This is a genomic window from Microbacterium trichothecenolyticum (assembly GCF_000956465.1).
Classification (GTDB): domain Bacteria; phylum Actinomycetota; class Actinomycetes; order Actinomycetales; family Microbacteriaceae; genus Microbacterium; species Microbacterium trichothecenolyticum.
In genome coordinates, this window is the sequence record NZ_JYJA01000037.1 from 19,184 (window position 1) to 39,213 (window position 20,030).

At 70.2% G+C, this 20,030-nt stretch carries 16 protein-coding genes, 1 tRNA gene and 1 other RNA gene; 10 read left to right on the forward strand and 8 right to left on the reverse strand.

What is annotated here, in order from left to right:
* Positions 1-11: 11 nt before the first annotated feature.
* A complete protein-coding gene (gene pta, locus RS82_RS13015) occupies positions 12-2,159 on the reverse strand; it encodes a phosphate acetyltransferase (protein ID WP_045300130.1) in 2,148 nt (715 codons plus the stop codon).
* Between the two features lie 110 nt (positions 2,160-2,269).
* On the opposite strand from pta, the gene RS82_RS13020 reads away from it, so the two are divergent.
* Positions 2,270-2,941, forward strand: a complete 672-nt coding sequence (locus tag RS82_RS13020; RefSeq protein WP_045300132.1) for an NUDIX domain-containing protein — start codon at positions 2,270-2,272, stop codon at positions 2,939-2,941.
* Here the strand turns inward: RS82_RS13020 and ffs are convergent.
* From ffs to RS82_RS13030, 3 genes are all read right to left on the reverse strand, one after another.
* Positions 2,936-3,032: signal recognition particle sRNA small type (ffs, locus tag RS82_RS21100), an RNA gene on the reverse strand. The genes RS82_RS13020 and ffs overlap by 6 nt on opposite strands.
* A 30-nt stretch (positions 3,033-3,062) precedes the next feature.
* The gene (locus tag RS82_RS13025; RefSeq protein WP_245619608.1) at positions 3,063-3,761 is read right to left on the reverse strand and encodes an IclR family transcriptional regulator; all 699 of its coding nucleotides are present in this window, start codon (positions 3,759-3,761) and stop codon (positions 3,063-3,065) included.
* Positions 3,754-5,253: an APC family permease gene (locus RS82_RS13030; protein WP_045300134.1), complete on the reverse strand. Its 1,500-nt coding sequence runs from the start codon at positions 5,251-5,253 to the stop codon at positions 3,754-3,756. Before RS82_RS13030 ends, RS82_RS13025 begins: the two co-directional genes overlap by 8 nt.
* Positions 5,254-5,466: 213 nt before the next feature.
* On the opposite strand from RS82_RS13030, the gene RS82_RS13035 reads away from it, so the two are divergent.
* The 9 genes from RS82_RS13035 to RS82_RS13075 all read left to right on the forward strand — a co-directional run bounded on the left by RS82_RS13035 (position 5,467) and on the right by RS82_RS13075 (position 15,761).
* Positions 5,467-6,942, forward strand: coding sequence for an APC family permease (locus RS82_RS13035; RefSeq protein ID WP_045300136.1), 1,476 nt, complete (start codon positions 5,467-5,469; stop codon positions 6,940-6,942).
* A 40-nt stretch (positions 6,943-6,982) separates the two neighbouring features.
* A complete protein-coding gene (locus RS82_RS13040; protein ID WP_045300138.1) occupies positions 6,983-9,070 on the forward strand; it encodes a primary-amine oxidase in 2,088 nt (695 codons plus the stop codon).
* A gap of 3 nt (positions 9,071-9,073) precedes the next feature.
* Complete coding sequence (locus RS82_RS13045; protein ID WP_045300140.1) at positions 9,074-9,601, forward strand: hypothetical protein; 528 nt, start codon at positions 9,074-9,076, stop codon at positions 9,599-9,601.
* 149 nt (positions 9,602-9,750) lie between these two features.
* The gene (locus tag RS82_RS13050) at positions 9,751-10,776 is read left to right on the forward strand and encodes an AAA family ATPase (RefSeq protein WP_245619609.1); all 1,026 of its coding nucleotides are present in this window, start codon (positions 9,751-9,753) and stop codon (positions 10,774-10,776) included.
* A 7-nt stretch (positions 10,777-10,783) separates the two neighbouring features.
* Complete coding sequence (locus RS82_RS13055; RefSeq protein ID WP_045300142.1) at positions 10,784-12,043, forward strand: DUF58 domain-containing protein; 1,260 nt, start codon at positions 10,784-10,786, stop codon at positions 12,041-12,043.
* Positions 12,030-14,309, forward strand: a complete 2,280-nt coding sequence (locus tag RS82_RS13060; RefSeq protein ID WP_045300144.1) for a transglutaminase TgpA family protein — start codon at positions 12,030-12,032, stop codon at positions 14,307-14,309. Before RS82_RS13055 ends, RS82_RS13060 begins: the two co-directional genes overlap by 14 nt.
* A 41-nt stretch (positions 14,310-14,350) precedes the next feature.
* Positions 14,351-14,435, forward strand: a tRNA-Ser gene (locus RS82_RS13065).
* Between the two features lie 194 nt (positions 14,436-14,629).
* Positions 14,630-15,184, forward strand: coding sequence for a putative immunity protein (locus RS82_RS13070; protein WP_045300571.1), 555 nt, complete (start codon positions 14,630-14,632; stop codon positions 15,182-15,184).
* Between the two features lie 52 nt (positions 15,185-15,236).
* Complete coding sequence (locus RS82_RS13075) at positions 15,237-15,761, forward strand: hypothetical protein (protein WP_045300146.1); 525 nt, start codon at positions 15,237-15,239, stop codon at positions 15,759-15,761.
* A 701-nt stretch (positions 15,762-16,462) separates the two neighbouring features.
* Here RS82_RS13075 and RS82_RS13080 read toward each other — a convergent pair.
* The 4 genes from RS82_RS13080 to RS82_RS13095 all read right to left on the reverse strand — a co-directional run bounded on the left by RS82_RS13080 (position 16,463) and on the right by RS82_RS13095 (position 19,984).
* Positions 16,463-17,326 (reverse strand): YhjD/YihY/BrkB family envelope integrity protein, encoded by an 864-nt coding sequence (locus RS82_RS13080; RefSeq protein WP_084695637.1) that lies wholly within the window; start codon positions 17,324-17,326, stop codon positions 16,463-16,465.
* A 334-nt stretch (positions 17,327-17,660) separates the two neighbouring features.
* Complete coding sequence (locus RS82_RS13085) at positions 17,661-18,074, reverse strand: arsenate reductase ArsC (RefSeq protein ID WP_045300150.1); 414 nt, start codon at positions 18,072-18,074, stop codon at positions 17,661-17,663.
* A gap of 75 nt (positions 18,075-18,149) precedes the next feature.
* The gene (locus RS82_RS13090; RefSeq protein WP_045300152.1) at positions 18,150-18,671 is read right to left on the reverse strand and encodes a GNAT family N-acetyltransferase; all 522 of its coding nucleotides are present in this window, start codon (positions 18,669-18,671) and stop codon (positions 18,150-18,152) included.
* Positions 18,668-19,984, reverse strand: a complete 1,317-nt coding sequence (locus tag RS82_RS13095) for an FAD-dependent oxidoreductase (RefSeq protein ID WP_045300154.1) — start codon at positions 19,982-19,984, stop codon at positions 18,668-18,670. Before RS82_RS13095 ends, RS82_RS13090 begins: the two co-directional genes overlap by 4 nt.
* Positions 19,985-20,030 lie beyond the last annotated feature (46 nt).

Sequence of the window (20,030 nt, forward strand, 5' to 3'; positions counted from 1 at the left end):
CGGTCGCCGTCTCAGCGCCCGGCCTCCTGCGCCTGGATCGCGGTGATCGCGATCGTGTTGACGATGTCGTCGACCAGGGCGCCTCGCGAAAGGTCGTTGATCGGCTTGTTGAGGCCCTGCAGCACCGGCCCGATCGCGACGGCACCCGCCGAGCGCTGCACCGCCTTGTACGTGTTGTTCCCGGTGTTGAGGTCGGGGAAGACGAAGACCGTCGCGCGCCCCGCGACCGCCGACCCGGGCATCTTCGCCGCGGCGACCGCGGCATCGGCCGCCGCGTCGTACTGGATCGGCCCTTCCACGAGGAGCTCCGGGGCTCGCGAGCGGACGAGGGCCGTGGCATCCCTCACCTTCTCGACATCGGCACCCGATCCCGACTCCCCCGTCGAGTAGGAGAGCATCGCCACGCGCGGGTCGATCCCGAACTGCGAAGCGGTCGCAGCCGACGAGATCGCGATGTCGGCGAGCTGCTCGCTCGTCGGGTCGGGGATGACGGCGCAGTCGCCGTAGACCAGCACGCGGTCGGCGAGTGCCATGAGGAAGACGCTCGACACGACGGAGACGCCCGGCCTGGTCTTGATGATCTCGAACGCGGGGCGGATCGTGTGCGCCGTCGTGTGCGCGGCGCCCGACACCATGCCGTCGGCGAGACCGAGGTGCACCATCATCGTGCCGAAGTACGAGACATCCGTGACGGTGTCGGCGGCCTGCCTCACGGTGACGCCCTTGTGGGCGCGCAGGCGCGCGTACTCCTCGGCGAACTTGTGCACGTGGACGGCGTCCATGGGCGAGAGCACCTCGGCGCCCTGGATGTCTATGCCCAGCTCGATCGCGCGGGCGCGCACCTCGAAGGGCTCGCCGAGGATCACGAGGTCCGCGATGCCGCGCTTGAGCACCGTCGCCGCAGCACGCAGCACGCGGTCGTCGTCGCCCTCGGGGAGCACGATGCGCTTGCGCTGCGCGCGCGCCCGCTCGATGAGCTGGAACTCGAACATGAGCGGCGTGACGACCGTCGCGCGCGCCAGGCCGAACGCGACGAGGAGCTCGTCGGTGTCGACGCTCTGCTCGAAGAGGGCGAGCGCCGTGTCGTAGCGGCGCTGCGAGTCGGCGGCGAGGCGGCCGCGGGTGCCCATGATGCGCACGGCGGTCTCGTAGGTGCCGAGCTCGGTCGTGATGATCGGCACGCTCGAGCCGAGGCCGTCGATCAGGCGCGTGACGGGCTCGGGCAGCTCGAACCCGCCGTTGAGCACGATGCCCGAGATCGAGGGGAACGTACCCGACGCGTTGGCGAGCAGGGTCGCCAGCAGCACCTCGGAGCGGTCCGCGGGGATGATGACGACTGCACCCTCCAGCAGGCGCGGCAGCACGTTCACCATCGACATCCCCGCGACCACCACCGCGAGCGCCTCGCGCGTGAGCCGGCCGGCATCGCCGGCGAGCATCTCTCCGTCGACCGAGCGCATGATGCCGCGGATCGACGGCGCCACGAGGAACCGGTCCTCCGGGATCGCCCAGACGGGAACAGGTGCGGCAGGGGCGGCGCCGTCGAGGTGCGCCTGGATCGACCGCCGGATGGCGTCGAGGGTCTCATCGGCGCGCTCGGCGTCGGCGCGGTTCGCCACGACGGCGAACAGCTTCGCCCGCCCGTGGGCGAGTTCCGCGAGCGCCAGGTCGGCGATCTGGCCCATCTCGGCGGGCGTGCGCGCGAGCGAGGAGCCGAGCTGCTCGGGCTGCGTCTGGTTCTGAGCCGAGCGGCCTCCCAGCACCAGCAGCACCGGGGCTCCGAGGTTCGCCGCGATGCGGGCGTTGTAGGCGAGCTCGGCGGGGCTCCCCACATCCGTGTAGTCGCTGCCGACGATCACGACCGCGTCGCACTGGGCCTCGACCGCCTTGTAGCGCTCGACGATGGTCGCGAGCGCAGCATCCGGATCATGCCTGACGTCGTCGTAGGTGACCCCGATGCAGTCGTCGTACGGAAGATCGACGCCGTCGTGATCGAGCAGCATCTCGAGCACGTAGTCGCGCTCGACGGTCGACCTGGCGATCGCCCGGAACACCCCCACCCGCGGTGTCGCGTGGCTCAGTGCGTCGAGCACCCCGAGAGCGACCGTTGACTTCCCCGAGTGGCCTTCTGCCGACGTGATGTAGATGCTCTGCGCCACGCGACCAGCCTATGGGCGGGACGGATGCCGCGGCCAGGCGTGCCACCGGAACAAAAGCAGCACGCCCCACGGAGTCCGCATCGGCGGCCCCCGCGGATACCCTCGACGGCATGCACGAACCTCGCCCCGGAATCGACGTCCCCGATCATCGCGGCCGGACCGGCCTCGACCGGACGGGGCGGGAGCTCGACCGCAACCGGGACGTGCGCGTGACCGACGTCGAGGTTCTCGCGTCGGCGTGGCACGTGCTGCGGCGCACCACCCTGGAGTACCGCGGGCCGTCCGGCCGCTGGGAGACCCAGCAGCGCGAGACGTACGACCGCGGGAACGGCGCGACCGTGCTGCTGTACGACCCGGCCCGACGCACGGTGCTGCTCACGCGCCAGTTCCGTTACCCCGTCTACGTCAACGACCACCCCGACGGCATGCTGATCGAGACCGCCGCAGGACTCCTGGACGAGGACGACCCCGCCACCGCGATCCGGCGCGAGGCCGTCGAAGAGACCGGTGTCGACATCGGCGAGCTCGAGCACGTGTGGGACGTCTACATGAGCCCGGGCTCGGTCACGGAGCGGCTGCACTTCTTCGCGGCGCCCTACGACGGCGCGGCCGGGGTCGGCGAGCGCGGCGGCCTGGCGGAGGAGGGTGAGCACATCGAGCTGCTCGACCTCGGCATCGAGGAGGCTCTCGCGATGGTCCGCGACGGGCGGATCCAGGACGCGAAGACCATCATGCTGCTGCAGTGGTCGATGCTGGAGGGCCCGTTCGCCCGGGAAAATTAAGACTCTCCGCGAACCCGGCAGAGCCTGGTTACCCTTGCTACGTTTCCGTCCTGGGGGAGTTGGCCTGGATGCCGCCTCGCGGAGAGCTGGGTCAAGTCTAACCCGTCCGCAGACCGGTCAGTCACACCACCAGCGGCCCGAGACGCACGGCGAGCGGGTGAAGGACCGACAGCACCTGCGAGGGCTCGTCGGCCCTATGACGTGGACCCGAGAAGCCGACGGCGCCCGCGAAGCGGCCGGTCGCATCCCGGATGGGCACGGCGACGCAGCCGTAGCCCGGGACGATCTCGCCCAGCTGCCGCGTCGCGCCGAGCTCGGCGAATTCCTGTCGGGTCGTGCTCTGCGCACTCTCCTGCTCGACCAGCAGGAGGCGCCCCATCGCGGACCTGGCGGGTTCGCGCGCGAGGCGAACCTCGTCCGACAGCGGGAAGTCGGGATCGGCGTCGACCACCGCGACGCGCCCGTCGACGAAGAACACCACGTGCACCCCGCCGCGCAGGGCGGCGCGGGCCTCCGCCACGATTCCCCGCGCGGCTGACGTCAGGCGCGCCGGTCCCGCGGCCACCGCGGCGAGCTGCACGACCTTGGCGCCGAGCGCGAAGCCCGTGAGGTCGGGCGTGCGGACGAGGTACTCGTCCTGCACGAGGAGGTTGAGCAGCCGGTAGGCGGTCGCGCGCGGCAGTCCCAGCTCCTGCGAGATCTCGCGCGCCGTCGCCCCCGCGCCCAGATGCGCCACGGCCTCCAGCACGCCGAGCGCGCTGTGCACCGCCTTGGGCTGGCGTGCCGTGAGCGTCGGCCCCCGCGAGGGCTCGTCAGTCACCATCGGCCGCTTCCGGTCGGGCGACACCGCCGAGCACCTGGGAGGCGACGGGCTCGTCGTACGAGCCGATCCGCGCCAGGGACGGCAGCCCCCGTCGCAGCCGCACGACCACCGCGACGGCGGCGATCCCGGCGACCGCCAGCACCACCCACAGTGCGACGCTGCCCGCCGCGGCGTCGACCGCGAAGAAGGTGACGAGCGCGGCTGCGAGCACGACCGCCGACACCGTCGCCGCGACCGTCGACCCGATCGTCGCCTCGCCGATGCGCCGCAGGAACACCGGCGCCGCCGCGCACACCAGGATGTACGCGACGATATAGCCGGCGCCCCCGACGGCTATGGTCGCGTGCATCGCGCCGCGGACGTCGAGTCCCGCGAGCAGCAGCGCGAACGGCACCACGATGATCACCGGCAGGGCCAGTGCGACGGCGCCGATCGGCGTTCCGAAGCGTGGGTGGGCTCGCCCGGCCACCGGCGGAAGGACGCCGTCGCGGCCCATCGTGAACACCACCCGCGTGAGCGCGGTGGTCGAGCCGATCGCGCACGCGAGGAACGACGCGGCGATGCCGATGTCGGCCACGACGCCCCATCCGCCCAGCCCGTACGCGGTGGCGAGCTCGTTGATCGGAGAGGCGCTCGCGGCGAGCGATGCTCCGAGCGCGTCGAAGCCCGCGACCTGGGCGACGGCGGCCAGCACGTAGAGCCCACCCGACAGGATGACCGTCCACACGATCGCGCGGGGCACGTTGCGAAGAGGCGTGCGCGCCTCGACGCCGAGCGTCGAGGCGCTCTCGAAGCCGACGAACGCGGTGAGTGCGATCACCGAACCCGCGGCGAGCGCGGCGGGTTCGATCCCACCGAGTCCCAGGACCTCCGCCGGATCGATCGGGCCGATCCGGACCAGCAGCACGACCAGGAGCACCGCGATGAGCACCACCGACAGCCCCTCGACGACGAGGGCGATCCGCGATGAGATGCGGATGCCGCGCACCAGCACGACCGCGACGAATGCGGCCTCCGCCGCCAGGACCGCCGCCAGGGTGCCGGGTCCGCCGAACGCGGGCCAGACCGCCTCCAGCAGGAATGTCACGTAGTAGGCGCCGCCCAGCAGGGCGAACATCGCGATCGCGCCGTAGCCGACGAGGATCGCCGCGCCGGACGCGAGGCCCGCACCCGCCCCCAGACCCCGCGCCGTGTAGGTGTAGGTGGAGCCTGCGGCGGCCAGTCGGCGCGCGAACTGCGAGATCGTGCGGGCCACCAGCAGGCTCAGCACCCCGGCGAGGACGATCGACAGCACGGTCGCCGACGGTGAGATGCCCGCGACGAGGAGCACGACGGTCGTCGCCGCGGCGGCGGGTGCGACCGCGGCGACGGACTGCGCGAGCACGTCCATGAAACCGACGCTGCGCCGCTCGAGACCGTACAAGGGCGAGCGGGCTCCGAAGTCGTGGACGGGGTCGGGCCGCGCGATCGCGCGCTCCAGTGCGGTCATGTCGCCCTCCGGGTGTTGCGGACCACACGATACGCGGCTGCCGTTGCCACCCCGCTTCCCTCGTGTTTCGGCCGCGTATCGCCCGAATGAGACACCGCCGACGCCGGGTCTCAGTCGGCGTGCGGGAGGTTTCACGAGCGGGTGACGACGGTGCAATCCGGTGCAGCGATGCTCGGGGCATCCCGTTCCCGCGTTCGCCCCGGAGGTCCTGCCATGACCCAGCTCGAATCGAAGGGAGTCGAGGCGTCCGCCAAGCGCACGCTCACCGGCTCCCTCGGAGTCACCGCCATCGTCTTCATGGTGGTGGCCGCCGCATCCCCTCTCACCGTGATCGGCGGCGCCGCGCCGCTGGGCATGCTGCTCGGCAACGGGATCGGCTTCCCCGCCCTCTACGCCATCAGCGCCGTCATCCTGCTCCTGTTCGCGGTGGGCCTCGCGGCGATGACTCGTCATGTCCCGAAGCCCGGGGCCTTCTTCACCTATGTCGGCTACGGCCTGGGGCGATCGACCGGCCTCGCCAGCGCGTGGATCGCGATGCTGACGTACACGACCATCCAGGTCTCGGTGTACGGCTACCTCGGCTATATCCTCTCGGTCACGGTGCAGTCGCTCGGCGGACCGGCGCTGCCCTGGTGGCTCATGTCGCTCGCGACGATCGCCGTCGTCGGCGTGCTCGGCTACCGGCACATCGACCTGTCCAGCAAGGTGCTCGGTGTGCTGCTGGTCGCCGAGGTCGGCATCGTGCTCGCGATGATCGTCGTCGTGATCGCGAGCGGCGGAGCCGAGGGTCTGAGCCTTGCGCCGTTCGAGCCGGCCAACATCGCCGCCGGCTCGCCCGGCGTCGGGCTGATGTTCGCGATCGCCGCGTTCATCGGGTTCGAGGCGACGGCGATCTTCCGCGACGAGGCCAAGGATCCGAACCGCACGATCCCCCGCGCCACGTACGCGGCGGTCATCGGCATCGGCATCTTCTACACGCTCGCCTCGTGGGGCCTGGTCATGGCGTGGGGCCCGAGCAGCGTGCTGGAGGTGATCGCCGAAGACCCGGGCACGTTCATCATCGCGACCATGGCCCGCTACCTCGGCCCCTTCGGCGAGGTCGCCGTCAACATCCTGCTGATCACGGCCATGTTCGCGTGCGTGCTGTCGTTCCACAACGTCGTCACGCGCTATCAGCACTCCATGGCGAACGCGGGAGTGCTGCCCGACAAGCTCGGCGCCGTCCACGCGAAGCATCTGTCGCCGCACGTGTCGTCGCTCGTGCAGACCGTCACCGCGGTCGTGCTCATCGCCGTCTTCGCGGTGCTGGGCCTGGACCCCGTCCTCCAGGTGTTCACGTGGTTCGCCGGCGTCGCGACGCTCGCCATCGCCATCCTCATGGCCGTCACCTCGGTGGCCGTCATCGTCTACTTCGCCAGGACGAAGAAGGACGGCCGGGCGTGGAACACCGTGATCGCCCCCGCACTCGGATTCGTCGGGCTCGTGCTGTCGGCGGCGCTCATCGTGGCCTACTTCCCGATCATGGTCGGCGATGTCGACGCCGGCGGAAACCCGGTGTTCGGCGCCGTCAGCTGGTTCCTCCTGGGCCTCGTGGTGGTCGTGCCGATCATCGGCTACGCCCAGGCCGCGTGGATCAAGAACCGGCGCCCCGCCGCCTATGCCAAGCTCACCGACTCGATCGCCGGCTGACCCGCGACCCACCCGCGTCGCCCCGCAACAAAGGAGAACCATGACCATCACCGACATCGCCACCGCCTCGGGGTTCACCCCGGCGCCGGCACCGCAGCATCCGCTCGCCTCGCTCACGCCCGCTGAGATCGAAGCCGTCCGCACGATCGTCCTCGGGCTCGAGTCCACCACCGACGCCACCCGGTTCGCCTACGTGGGGCTGGAGGAGGCGCCGAAACCGGAGGTGCTCGCGTGGGAGGCCGGCACCGGCGCCCTGCCGGAGCGCCGGGCGCGCGTGCAGCTGCTCGACATGCGCTCGGCGCTGTCGCTGGACCTGGTCGTGTCGCTCGCGACCGGCGCCGTGCTCTCGAGCGTCACGCTGGACGGCACGGCCGGGCAGCTGCCCATCCTGGACGCCGAGTTCGAAGAGGTCGGCGTGATCGCGAACGAGAGCGCGGAGTGGGTCGCCGCCCTGGCGGCGCGGGGGCTGACCTCCGACGACGTGGTGCTCGTCCCCCTGTCCGCCGGCCACTACGGCTACGAAGACGAGGCGGGCCGGCGCATCCTGCGCACGTTCGCGTTCCAGCAGTTCCACGCCGCCGACCACCCGTGGGCGCACCCCGTGGACGGGCTGACGGCCTACATCGACGTCGCCGCGCGGGCGGTGATCAAGATCGTCGACAACCCCGGCTACGACATCCCGCAGACCAGCGGAAACTACGACGATCCGGAGCTGCAGGGCGCACCGCTCGAGGGTCTGAAGCCCATCGTGATCACCCAGCCGGAAGGGTCGAGCTTCACCGTCGACGACGAGCACGTGACATGGGGTGAGTGGGAATTCCGGATCGGCTTCGACACCCGCGAGGGGCTGATCCTCCGGCAGCTGACGTTCGCGGGACGGCCGGTCATGTACCGCGGGTCGATCAGCGAGATGGTCGTGCCGTACGCCGACCCGCAGCCGAACCGGTTCTGGCAGAACTACTTCGACACCGGCGAGTACCTCTTCGGCCGCTACACCAACGAGCTCGAGCTCGGCTGCGACTGCGTCGGCGACATCACCTACGTCGACGCGATCCTCGCCGACGAGCTGGGGATGCCGCGCACCGTGCGCAACGGCGTGTGCATGCACGAAGAGGACTTCGGGTCGCTGTGGAAGCACACCGACCTGTTCACCGGGGCGTCCGAGGTGCGTCGGTCGCGTCGCCTCGTGATCTCGTTCTTCACGACCGTGGGCAATTACGACTACGGGTTCTTCTGGTACCTCTACCTCGACGGCACGATCGAGTGCGAGGCGAAGCTCACCGGCATCCTGTTCACCTCCGCCTACCCGGGGCCGAACGAGGACGGCTCGCCGTACGGCTACGCGTCCGAGGTCGCACCGGGCCTCGGGGCGCCCTACCACCAGCACCTGTTCTCGGCACGACTCGACATGACCGTCGACGGCATCGCGAACGTCGTGAACGAGATCGATGCCGTGCGCGTGCCGATCTCGGCCGAGAACCCGGCGGGCAACGCGTTCACGAAGAGCGTCGTGCCGATCGCGTCCGAGAAGGTCTCGGGCCGCCTCGCCGACGGCGCGCGCAACCGCGTGTGGCAGATCGCATCGACCGAGAAGACGACGTCGATGGGACAGCCCACCTCCTACGTGCTGTTCCCGACCGAGTCGCCCGTCCTGCTCGCCGACGATGCGTCGTCGATCGCCTCGCGCGCCGCCTTCGCCACGAAGAACCTGTTCGTGACGAAGTACGACCCGGCCGAGCGGTACGCGGCCGGCGACTTCGTGAACCAGCACCCGGGCGGCGGCGGAATCCCCGCGTTCATCGAGGGCGACGAGCCGCTGATCGGCGAAGACGTGGTGCTGTGGCACACGTTCGGGCTCACGCACTTCCCGCGCAACGAGGACTGGCCCGTCATGCCCATGGACTACGCGAAGTTCACGCTGAAGCCGTACAACTTCTTCGAGCGCAACCCCACGCTCAACGTGCCCGCGCCTGAGTCGGCGCACTGCTCGGCCGGCACCGGCCACGTCCACAGTGCGGCCGGTGGCTACGGGCCGACGCCCGGTGCGCACGGGCATGACCCGAGCGCTCACGGGCACGACTCGGGCGCCCACGGTCACGCGCACGGCGAGCACCACCACCACGGTTGATCCGTGACCGAATTGCTCCACGCCTGGGCCATCGCCCCGGCCGCGATCGGCGCCTGCTGTCTGGCGGCCGACCGGGGCCGGGCGCGGTGGTCCGACGCCGTCGCGTCGGCGATCATGCTGATCGCAATGCTCGACGCGGTGACCACCCGCCTCGTGGCACCCGTCTACTGGGCCGCGCTGCTTCTCTTGTCAGCGATGGCGATCGCTGTCTGGCAACGCCCGCGCCGGAGCAACGGCCGCGCCGCGTCAGCCCCGGCAACGATGACCGTCCACACCGGACTCGGGCTGGTGGCGATGGCCGCGCTGCAGCTCGGCATGGCCCATCCGCCGGTCGGCGCGAGCGCCGCGCCGGCGCACGGCCACGGCGGAGACGGCGGAACGCTCCTCGCCGTCCTCCTGCTGGGCGGTGCGGTCGCGTACGCCGCCCTGTCGGCGCTCATGGTCTTCCGCGCCCATCGGGCCCTGGACCGGACACAGCTGATCTGCATGGGCGCGTCGGTGCTGCTCATGGCGGTCGGCGCGTCGGTCTAGTCGCGTACGCCACGGCGGACTCCGTCCAGGGTTCTCCCAGCGCGATCGATACCGATCCGATATCCGCGCGATTAGGATCGGTCCCGTGGGCGAGGGAGCCCGCACCCCACCCGCGACCCGCCCGTTCGAGGGCGGAACAGGAGCCGGCGATGGTCGATACCGCGATGACGGATGCTGCCTCGAAAGGCTCGGGTGCACTCGGGGCCACGACCGCCGAGGGATTCGCCCGCGTCACCGACGCGATCCTCGATGCGGTCGGCAGCGTCATCGACGGCAAGCCGGACGCGGTGCGCAGCGCCCTGGTGTGCTTCCTCGCCGAGGGGCACCTCCTCATCGAGGACGTGCCCGGCGTCGGCAAGACCATGCTCGCGCGGGCGCTCGCGACCAGTGTGGATGCCACGGTCCGCCGCATCCAGTTCACGCCCGATCTGCTCCCCGGCGACGTCACCGGCGTGAGCGTGTTCAACCCGGTCGAGCGCGAGTTCGAGTTCAAGCCGGGTGCGATCTTCGCGAACATCGTCATCGCCGACGAGATCAACCGCTCCTCCCCCAAGACGCAGTCCGCCCTCCTGGAGGCGATGGAGGAGCGCCAGGTCACCGTCGACGGGCGCACGCACTTCGTGCCCGAGCCCTTTCTCGTCGTCGCGACGCAGAACCCGCTCGAGATGGAGGGGACGTACGCCCTCCCCGAGGCGCAGCGCGACCGCTTCATGATGCGCATCTCGATGGGCTACCCCGACGCGCGGTCGGAAGCCCTGATGCTGCGCCAGCGCGACACGGTCAACCCGCTCGACGAGCTCAGGTCGGTCGTCTCGGCCGAGGAGGTCGCCGGTCTCGTGGCGTGGGCGCGGGCGGTGCACGTCGCGCCCGCGATCGAGGACTACGCCGTGGCCCTCGCGCAGGCGACCCGCACGCACAGCGATCTGCGCCTGGGCGCCAGCCCCCGCGCGACGCTGCAGCTGGTGCGCGCGGCCAAGGTGTGGGCCGCGCTCGACGGTCGGGCGTTCGTCATCCCGGACGACATCACGGCGCTCCTCGCCCCCGTGTTCGCACACCGACTCATCCCGACCCGCGCCGCGGGCGGCGCCCGGGGGTCGAGCGCCGCAGATGCGATCGCGACGATCCTCGAGCGCATCGCCGCGACCGTGCGGGTGCCGATCGCCGCACGTCAGTGAGCGAGCGATGAGAAGCGTGTGGCCGCTGACCGTCCGGGGCACCGGAGCGCTGGTCCTCGCGATCGCGTGCTTCATCGTGGCGAACGAGGCGAGCATCGTCGAGCTGATGTACTTCGGCATCCTGCTGTTGGCGGTCGTGGTCGCGAGCATCGCCTCGCTGTATGTCGGGCGCCGCTCCGACGCGGTCACCCGGGCGCTCGTCCCGGACGTCGTCCCGGTCGGAGGTGACGCACGCGTGTCGGTGCGCGTCGAGGTGCGCACCGCGCTGCCCACGGCGCCGGGAACCTGGCGCGACGCCCTGCCGAAGGGGCTGCGCGGCAAGGCGGAGGGCGCGTTCCCCGCACTCGGCTCGGGGCTGCGCGGCGGCGAGCGCGGCGGTGCCCGCAGCATCGACCTGATGTACACCGTCACCGGAGCGCGGCGCGGAGTCCACTCGCTCGGGCCGCTCACCGTGCGGTCGTCGGATCCTTTCGGGCTCGCCCGGCGCACCGTCGTGTTCAGCCAGCGCACGCCGGTCACCGTGGCGCCGGCCATCGTCGAGCTGCCGCCGCTCGTCGATTACGCGGGCGCCACCGGCGGGATGCTCCACACCACGACCGATCAGCTCGGCCAGGGCGCCGACAACCTCGTCGCGCGGCCGTACGCCCCGGGCGACTCGATGCGTCGCATCCACTGGCGGGCGACCGCCCACCGCGACGAGCTCATGGTGCGCCAGGAGGAGCAGGAGTCCACGCCCGAGGCGGCGGTCGTGATCGACCGCGCCGCGCTGCGCTGGTCTCCTGAGGCGCTGCGCGCTCCGGGCGCCGACCCCGGCTTCGAAGCCGGCATCTCGGCGTGCGTCTCCGCGGTCGCGCGCCTCGTGCACGACGGCTACGCCGTGGAGGTGCTCGACACGGAGGGAACCGTGCTCGTCGACCGGATCGACGGCGGGGACATGACCGAGGTCGACGCCATGCTCGTGCACTTCGCGACGATCACGGCACACCGCGACGACACCCTCCCGCGCCTGTCGCGGCTGTTCGCAGGGGCGTCGACGGGTCCGATCGTGCTCATCGTCGGTCGGCTCGACCCGGCCGATGCGGTGGCCGTCGGCCCCGTGTCGCACCACAGCACGCTCCCGCTCCTCCTGTCCGCGGCGCCAGTCGGCGACGCACTGGACATCGCGGCGGATCACGGCTGGCACGTGGCGGCGATCGGTCCCGACCGCGACCTGGGTAGCGCATGGGCGAACGCGATCGGACGGGGGGTGCACCATGTCTTCGGCTGAGACAGGGCGCCAGGCACGTGCGCGCGGCGGGGAGCGACTGCTGACGTTCGCGATCCTTGCGGCGCTGCTCGCGGCCTTGCTGCCGGTCGTCCGGGTCATCGAGCCCGGGTGGTGGCTCGTCGCGGCCCTCGCGCTGTCGGCCATGGTGCTCGCCGCCGGGTACACCGCCCGCCTCTACCGCCTCCCCGCGGTCGCCGTGACCCTCATCGAGGTCGCGGTGTGGGTCGTGTTCATGACACTGATCTTCCTGCGCGACACCGCCCTGCTGTGGGTGATCCCGACGCTCGACACCTTCCGCGCGGTGCCGATGCTGGTGCAGGCCGCGATGGAGGAGATCACCATCGGCGCGGCGCCGCTGGAGCCGACGCGGTCGCTGGCGTTCGTCGTCGTGGGGTCGATGGGGCTCCTCACGATCATCGTCGACCACGTCGTCGTGACCGCACGGATGCCGCTGCTGGCGTCCGTCGGCATCGTCGCGGTGTCGCTCATCCCGGCGATCGCCGCGCCGAGCAAGGTCGACGTCATCGGGTTCGTGTTCCTCGCGGTCACGATCCTGTTCCTCCTGCGCTCGGAGACGCGCTCGAGGGAGAAGCCGACCGAGCGCGAAGCGGAGCGCACCGCGGGCGTCCCCGCGACCGCACTCGGCATCGGCGCGATCGCGATCGTCGTGGCTGTCGTGGCCACGCCGGTGCTGCCGCAGCCCGGTGCGCGGGCTGGATCGGGCCTTGGACCCGGTCCGGGGATCGACGCGACGCTGCAGCTCGGAGACGACCTGCGCCGCCCGCAGGAGATGGAGGTCCTCCGGGTCCGCACGAACGCGCCGTCGGTGCCGTATCTGCGTGCGACGACCCTCTCCCGTTTCGACGGCGGGGCGTGGGAGCCCGATCGTTCGCAGACCGTCTCGCTCCAGAGCGAGCGCGCGTTCGGCGTCGTCGACTCCGGCGACGACATCCGCATCGGCGAGTACACGGCGAAGATCGACGTGGTGAACCTCGACTCCCAATGGGCGCCCGTGCCTTACCCGGCGGTGGGCATCACCGGGCTCGGCGGGGGCATGTGGGGCGCGGTCCCTTACAACCACACGGTGGCCACGACCGGCGGCTCGACGCAGGGCCAGTCCTACGAGGTGGCGTACGACGTCCCCCGGCCGTCCCTGGAGCAGGTGCGGGCCGCGGTGTCGGTGGGTTCGCAGGTGCGCGACGAGACGACGCAACTGCCCGACGACATCCCGCCGATCATCGGCGAGCTGGCGGTGCAGCTGACGGCCGATGCCACCACGGACTACGACCGGCTGACGGCGCTGCAGCGGTGGTTCCGCGGCACCGACTTCCGCTACTCGCTCGAGTCGCCCGTCGAGGACGGGTTCGACGGCAGCGGGGCCGAGGCGGTGGCGCGGTTCCTGGAGGTCCGCGAGGGCTACTGCATCCACTTCGCATCGGCGTTCGCACTCATGGCGCGCACGCTCCACATGCCGTCGCGCATCGTGGTCGGCTACCTGCCGGGCACGCCGACCACCGACACCATCGACGAACAGCCGGTCTTCTCGGTGTCGAGCTCGCAGCTGCACGCCTGGCCCGAAGTGTTCTTCGAGGGCATCGGGTGGATCCCGTTCGAGCCCACCTCGGGCCTCGGGGTTCCCACGACCTTCTCGTCGGAGCTCACGCTTCCTGGCCAGACCGCCGACCCCGACGCCACGACTCCTCAGACGAACCCCACCCCGACGGCGCGCGGCGACCAGGCGCAGATCGACCTCGAGGAACAGCGGCAGAATGCGTCGGGCGGCACGTCACAGGACGCCCTCGACCCGCTGCCGATCCTCGGCGTGGTCGCGGCCATGATCGTGCTCCTCGCGCTCCCCTTCCTCATCCGGGAGCTGCGCCGCCGACAGCAGGATGCCGCCGCCCGGGGCGGCGACGCGGCGGCCGCGTGGCAGTCCGTCCAGGAGGCCGCAATCGACGTCGGCATCCCCGTGCCCGCGAGCGAGACGCCGCGCGCGTTCGCCGGCCGACTCGTCGCCGAGCACGGGGTCGCGGCATCGGAGATGAACACGGTCCTCCTCGCGATCGAGCGCGCCAGCTACTCGCGCGCCGGAACCCGCTCGTACTGGATGGGAGACGCGGCGGCCGATGCCGCAGCATCCGTCCGAACATCCCTGCTCGCATCTGTGCCGCCTTCGCGCCGCATTCTCGCGCTGTTGGCGCCGCGTTCGCTCGTGATCCGGCCCGGCAGCGTGTACGCCGGGACGGCCCCGGTTCGGGCACGGTAGCGGAGCAGGGTAGGATGGTCGGCGGCCCTCCGGGGCCTCCTGGAGGATTCGCCTAGTGGCCTATGGCGCACGCTTGGAAAGCGTGTTGGGTGCAAGCCCTCGGGGGTTCGAATCCCCCATCCTCCGCACCTGCGATCCCAGTGTTTTCAAGGGATCGCGACTCCTTCGAAACAGAACCAGACGCGTGGCGTTCGGCGACCTGACGCCCCTGCCTCCGCCCACTGCTCGCTCAGGTCGCCCGCCGAGCGACCAGGCTGAGAGCACGCCGGTCTCCGGGTCGGAGGTGCATGCGCGGCGGTTGGGTGTGGCAGAGTGCTCGCGTGCCGTCACCCCAGTCACTCAGTGAAGAAGACCGTCGGCGGGTCGCAGCGTGGGCGGCCGACTGCGCAGAACGGGTGCTGCCGGTGTTCGAGGCGGAGGCCCCGCACGACGACCGGCCCCGTGACGCGATCGAGCGTGCTCGAGCCTTCGCCCGCGGCGAGCTCGCAGCGGCGGCCGAGATCCGGCTCCGATTCGTCGCCGGCCGTGCCGCGCACTCTGCGACAACGCCCGCAGGCGTCGCAGCTGCACGGGCTGCCGCACAGGCTGCCGCTGTCGCACACATGGGTGCGCATGCGCTCGGCGCGTCCGCCTACGCAGCCAGGGCCGCCGGGTCGGCGTCCGACCGCTCCGACGGCGCTGCCCACGAGCTTGCATGGCAGCTGAAGCAGATGAGCCTCGAAGTAGCGGCTGCGCTGCGAAAGCTGCCCCTGCTGGGCGACGATACTGCGGGACCGCTCGGGCCAGGTCTCCTGGCTTCCGGTGACCTCGGACAGCACATCAGACAAATACAGGCGATGCTGCGCACCACCGCCGACGACGCCGGCGCCCGATGATCGACGTCTGCCGATCTTCGGATCTCTCGCCGAGCGGCTCGTGTCCGGAGCCATGGTGAACACATCTCGCATCGACCGACTCGAGGTCGCCGTCGGCGGCCTTTCGCGAGCCGAACTCAGACGCACCCTCGCCTCTCGAAACATCCTTCTCAACGCGCACGCCGAAACTCTGCTCGACGCTGAGGTCTTCGACAAACGCAGCCCCCACATCATCGCGGTCACCGAACGAACTGTCGCTGACCTCGGTCGCCCTCATGGCGCGCCGCTCCCCGACATCCTCGAGCTCGGTCGGAATCTCGGGCTGGCGCTCTGTCCTGCCGAAGCGGGCCCCTACCTGCGATTGGCTCTGAACGATCAAGCGACATCGGCCGACGCGACGATGTCGACGGGCAAAGCTCCCGACGGCTCACTCACCGTGGCATCCGAACCGCTGAGCGCTGACGACGACTATCCCAAAGGCTTCTATCTGCGAGTCGTCGACGGGCGCGCTTGGCTACGCGGCTATCGATGCGACGACGAGCACATCTGGTCCCCAGGCGATCGGTTCGTGTTTCAGGCGAACTCACCTTCTCCCTGAACCGCCCACGCCCCGCTCGCTCATCGACCGCGACTCGCGCGACCACCGACCCGATGGGCGAACGGGTAGTCAGTGCGCCCGAGGGGTCGACGACGTCTCTGCCGACCCGCAGCCGCCCAGCGACGACAACCTGGACGGCCTCGCGCGAGCCACCCTCGACGTAGACCGCGCAGGGGGCGATGGGCCGGGTGCCGCCCATCGAGCATGCGTTCGACCCTCCGAGCGCCGGCGGGCGAATCGATGCTGTCCCCCGAACGGGGGACACGGTAGGGTGGGCGACGTGAGCTCGCGGGGACCCTGGGATCTGGCCCCGTGCGACACCGATCTGGGGATCTGGGGCTGGGGCCACTGACTCCCTGTGCGCAACTACCTGCGCATGAGACGGCCCCTCGGACGCCGCAACTAGTGCTTGTGGCGTCCGAGGGACCTTTGCCTTGCCCACGTGCGTCACGCGCCCGCTGGGGACAGGCTCGACGCTGGGGACATCGTTGTGACGCTCTAGCAGCGCGGGCCCGGCGTCACCACACTATTCGGCGGATCCCGTTGAGACCAACCGTCCCAAAGGCGAGGTGTCTGCACGACGAGCGGCGGTTGAGGCGTTCCGCCCAACGAGTGTGTCGGTTGACCTCTCGGGACGAGCGCCAGCAGCCGTACCGGATCCGCCGCGGCGTGCTTCGGGGAAGCGCGAAGATTCCCCGCTCCTACACCCGACCAGCTCGAGCCTCGACTAAGAACCTCGAAACGGAGTGACGCCACGCTCGGCCCGAGTAGGTGAGATACACGACGCGACCGACGGTCGCCGCGACGAGGAGGACGCAGGCCAGCACGAGCAGCCATCCGATATAGGTGAATGCCATGCCCAAGACGCCGAATCGCAGTGCCGAGTCCGCGAGTAGCGGTGGCAGGAACACCCTTCCGAACCGTCCGGCCACGGCGAATCCGATTCCCGCGAGAACGGAGCCGGGCAGCAGTTCTCGAAGGCTGACCCCGCGATTGACGACGATCCACGAAGCGACCCACCAGAGCGAACCCCACAGCACGACCTCGACGATGAACTCGATCACCGGCAATGGTCCGTCGTCGCGAATGATGACGCGCGTCGCGACGACCACCGCGATTCCGATGACGACCGCGGCAACCGCCGCCAGCCACCGCCAGGCGAACTTCAGGCTGACGGCGGGCGTGCGCCAGATCCTGCGAAGGCTCCGTTCCAGGGCCCGCGCGAACGAGGTTGCAGCGATGACGAGGAGGATCACCCCGATGACACCTGTCGCGCGAAGCTCCTGAGCGCCGCCGGGCAGCGACTTCTCCAGAGTCTCGGCCGTGGCCGCATCGAATCCCATGTGCTCCGCGAAGATCGCGGCAGTGCGGGTGTCGAGTCTGGACTGCACAGCACCTACGACGATCAATATCGGCAGCACCGACGTGAATGTGTGCGCCGCGAGGGTCATACCGCGATCGATCAGGCCCAGATCGGCCAGATCGCGGGCGACTCGCAACGCGAACCGCCCGGCAGGTGACCGCGCACCGCTGCGGACAAGACGACTCGTGCTCCACCGAGCCATAGGCGCACCTCACGATCTGAGACGACGTCCCGATCCAGTCAGAGGCTACGCCTAGAAGGACTCCGTGAATGGTTCGGAAACGGGGATGTCGAGTCGCCATGCGGGCTGTGTGCCCATCATCCGTTCACCGCCTTGCGGGGGCGGGCCTTCGGGCGGACGTACGCCCGTCGCGCGCGTTGTGCGGGCCGGGTGCGGGCCCCGAAGAAGACTCGCGTTCCCCGCTTCAGCGCGGGATGAGTGGAGGGCGGGCTCTCGCCTTCCGCTCGAGGGCATGCACACCCCGGGTGATGAGTCCGCAGATGATGAGCGTGGGAGAAAGAATGTCCCGTTCTGACTACGCCACCCGCTCAGGGAACAGGTCGGAGATCAGCGCCTCGATGCGCCGGCGGATCTCGTCGCGGATCGGTCGCACAGCCTCGATCCCCTGTCCGGCGGGATCGTCGAGCTCCCAGTCCTCATAGCGCTTGCCGGGGAAGATCGGGCACGCGTCGCCGCACCCCATCGTGATGACCACATCCGATTCCTTGACGGCGTCGACCGTCAGCACCTTCGGCGTGTGAGCCGCGATGTCGATGCCTTCCTCTGCCATCGCCTCGACGGCGACCGGATTGATGACGTCTTTGGGCGCGGACCCCGCGGAAAGCACCTCGACATCGGCGCCGGCGAGGGCACGGAGGTAGCCGGCAGCCATCTGCGAACGCCCGGCGTTGTGCACGCAGACGAACAGGACGGTCGGCTTGTCACTCATGACGGCCTCGCTTTCTCTCTCAGGGAAAGCATAGACGTAGATCTATTCATATCGTGCCGCGGCCGACTGATCGCGTCACCCATGCTCAGACGCGTGCACGCTCGTGCTGCGTCGCTCGATCAGGAGCGTGTCGCGCCATGCGCCCGCGTGCGGGCCGATCTCTGACCGGGCGATGCGCTCGCGCCGGCCCACCACACGGAATCCGGCTGTCTCATGGAGTCGGAGGCTCGCGGCATTCTCTGGGAAGATGCTCGACTGGATTGTCCAGATTCCGCTCTCTTCGGCGCCGGCGACGAACGCGTCAAGGAGGCGGCGACCGATTCCCTGCCCCCGGGCGTTCCGATCGACGTAGACCGAGTGCTCGACCACGCCGCGGTATGCCGGACGCGAAGACACAGGCGAGGCGGCGATCCAGCCGAGAAGGGCGCCGCTCTCGTCGGGGATGACGAACCGCAGTGCAGGGAGCTTCCCTGCGTCGAACGCGTTCCAGGCGGGGGTGGCGACCTCGAAGGTCGCCTCCCCGTCCTCGATTCCTTGAGCGTAGATCGCTTCGACCGCGGGCCAGTCAGCCGCGACCATCTCACGCAATCGGGTCATGAACAGCATCCACCCCCGTTGCCGGCGCCGGTGGAGCAGACGCCCGTGGCGGGGAGGAGTAGCTCCACGTTCGACGCGGACGCGATGTCCCCGGCGAGCCATGCCGTCACGGACCGGACCTGTTCATATCCGGTGGCGAGCAGGAATGTCGGCGCGCGTCCGTATGACTTCATACCGACGATGAAGAATCCTTGCTCGGGGTGGGTCAGCTCGCGGAAGCCGTGCGGCTCGACGGTGCCGCACGAGTGCACGTTCGGATCGATCAGCGGTGCGAGTCGCTTGGGGGCCTCCACGATCTCGTCGAGCTCGAGCCGGATCTCCCTGAGGATGTCGAGGTTCGGCCGGAACCCCGTCGCGTTGACCACGATGTCGCTCTCGTGGGTTACCACTTCCCCATCGCGATGTCCGAGCAGCTCGACGGCGTCGGTCGTTCGGCGGGCCCGGATGATCTCGAAGCCGTCGATGAGGGTGATGTCGGCGCGCTCCACGGCTCGGTCGACACGGCTGCCGAGGCTCGCCCGACCGATGAGCTCATCATCGGGCGAGGACGATACCCGCACGGCCTTGGAGTTGCGGATCAGCCAGGTCACCGTAGTGCCGGGTGCTTCGCGCGCGAGCCGCACGAGGGCCAACAGCGTATTGGCGGCGGAATGGCCCGCACCTACGACCGTCACCCGCCTACCCGCGAACACCGCGCGATCCCTGCCGAGGACGTCTGGGAGTGCGGCGGTGACGCGGTCGGCGATGCCGGCCATGCCCAGCAGCTCCAGTCCGCTGGAAGACAGGGAGTTCGGCGAGAGATATGTCCCGGATGCGTCGATGACGGCGCGCGCGACGAAGTCCTCCACTTCACCGGCAGCGGTTCGGATCCGCACAGCGAAGGGAGTGGCGGCGCGCCGCGCCGTGCGGGTGCGGTCCATCCCCTCGCGCGTCACGCCGATAACCGCGACACCGGTACGGATCCGCGGTGCGATCTCTTCGAGGGCGGCGAGCGGTTCGACGTACTTCTCGACGAGTTCTGTCCCGGTCGGCGCACGCTCGGGCTCTGGCAGGGACCATCCGCGGTCTTCGAGCAGGCGACGCGAGACCGGGTCGACGAGGTGCTTCCAAGGCGAGAACAGTCTCGTGTGACCCCACGAGCGCATGCTCGCGGCAATCTCGTCGCCTGCCTCGAAGACCACGAAGTCGATGCCACGCTCGACCAGGTTGGCAGCGGCGGCGAGTCCGATCGGTCCGGCGCCGATGATCGCGACAGGGAGTGTCGACAACGCACTGGCGTCGACGACGCGGGGGGTCAGGTCCAGCAGGGTCACAGCATCCTCCAGTCGATATCGATGAACTTCGATACCCGAGTCTGAA